We start from the raw sequence: 1,707 nt of genomic DNA, 5'->3' as shown, positions 1-1,707 counted from the left end.
GGCACCTCCCGCGTAAGTCCTCGCCGCCGGCCGCCCGGCCTTTCGCCGCGGCCGCCGCCCCCGCTGTCCGTTCCGCGCCCACGAGGGTGCCGGCCGCTGCCGGTGCCCGCCCGCGCGCGTGACCGTTCGACCATCGTCCGAAAGAGATCCCGTGACCCCACCCCCGGCGCCCGCCGACGCGCCTTCCACCTCCATGACCCAACGGCAGATACTCCAGGCCATGTCGGGCCTGATGGCCGGCATGTTCGTCGCCATCCTGGCGGGCACCGTCGTCTCCAACGCGCTGCCGACGATCATCGCCGACCTGGGGGCCAGCCAGTCCTCCTACACCTGGGTCGTCACCGCCGAACTGCTGGCCATGACCGCGACGGTGCCCCTGTGGGGCAAGCTGTCCGACCTGTTCAACAAGAAGCTGCTGCTCCAGCTCTCGCTGCTGATGTTCGTGATCGGTTCGCTGCTGGCGGGCTTCTCCCACGACACGACGCTGCTGATCTTCAGCCGGGTCGTGCAGGGCATCGGCGCGGGCGGTCTGACCGCGCTCGCGCAGGTCGTCATGGCCGCCGTCATCCCGCCCCGGGAACTGGGCAAGTACTCCGGCATCTTCGGTGCCGTCTTCGCCGTCGGCACCGTGGCCGGACCGCTGATCGGCGGTGTGCTGGTGGACACCGACTGGCTGGGCTGGCGCTGGTGCTTCTTCATCGGCGTGCCCTTCGCGCTGCTGGCCATCCTCCTGTTGCAGCGCACGCTGAAGCTGCCCACCGTCAAGCGCCAGGTGAAGATCGACTGGCTCGGCGCCTTCCTGATCGTCGCCGGTGTCTGCGCGCTGCTCATCTGGGTCTCGCTGGCCGGCAACCGGTTCGACTGGGCGTCGTGGCAGACCGCCGCGCTGGTGACCGGCGGCGTGGTGCTGCTGGCCCTGGCGGTCCTCGTGGAGGCCCGTACCGACGAGCCGGTGATCCCGCTCGACATCTTCAAAAACCGCACGGTCACCCTGACCACGGTGGCCAGCCTCCTGGTCGGTGTCGCCATGTTCGGCGGGACCGTCTTCCTTTCGCAGTACTTCCAGGTCTCCCTGGGCAAGTCGCCGACCGTCGCCGGTCTGATGAGCCTGCCGATGATCCTGGGTCTGCTGGTGTCGTCCACCGTCGCCGGGCAGCTGATCAGCCGGACCGGCAAGTGGAAGGGCTACCTGGTGGCGGGCGCGGTCATCATGACCGTCGGCCTCGCGCTGCTCTCCCTGATCGACGCGGACACGCACTTCGGGCTGCTCAGCCTGTACATGGCCGTCCTCGGTGTCGGCGTCGGCATGCTGATGCAGAACCTGGTGCTCGCCGCGCAGAACGACGTCCCCGCCGCCGAACTGGGTGCCGCGACCTCCGTGCTGTCCTTCTTCCGCAGCATGGGCGGCACCATCGGTACCAGCGTCCTCGGTGCGATCCTCGCCAACCGGGTCGCCGGCGAGATGACCAAGGGGCTGGAGAAGGCGGGCGCCGCCGGAGGGGCCGAGGGCGGCTCGGGCGGCGGCGGGCACAGCGTCCCGGACATGAGCACGCTGCCCGCCCCGATGCGGGAGATCGTGGAGCACGCCTACGGTGTCGCCACCGCCGAGCTGTTCCTCATCGCCACGCCGTTCGCGCTGCTCGCGCTGGTCGCCGTGGTCTTCCTGAAGGAGAAGCCGCTGAAGACCACCAGCGGCATGGAACGCCT

1 protein-coding gene is annotated in these 1,707 nt (G+C 69.8%); it reads left to right on the top strand.

Features of this window, described 5'->3' with window-relative positions; translation table 11 throughout:
* Positions 1 to 193 precede the first annotated feature (193 nt).
* The coding region (locus B7767_RS13550; protein ID WP_179167138.1) for an MDR family MFS transporter at positions 194 to 1,707 on the top strand (1,514 nt) is incomplete at its 3' end.

Origin of the sequence: Streptomyces sp. 13-12-16 (assembly GCF_002114215.1) — a bacterium.
Lineage (GTDB): Bacteria > Actinomycetota > Actinomycetes > Streptomycetales > Streptomycetaceae > Streptomyces.
This window is presented reverse-complemented; position numbering and strand designations above follow the sequence as displayed.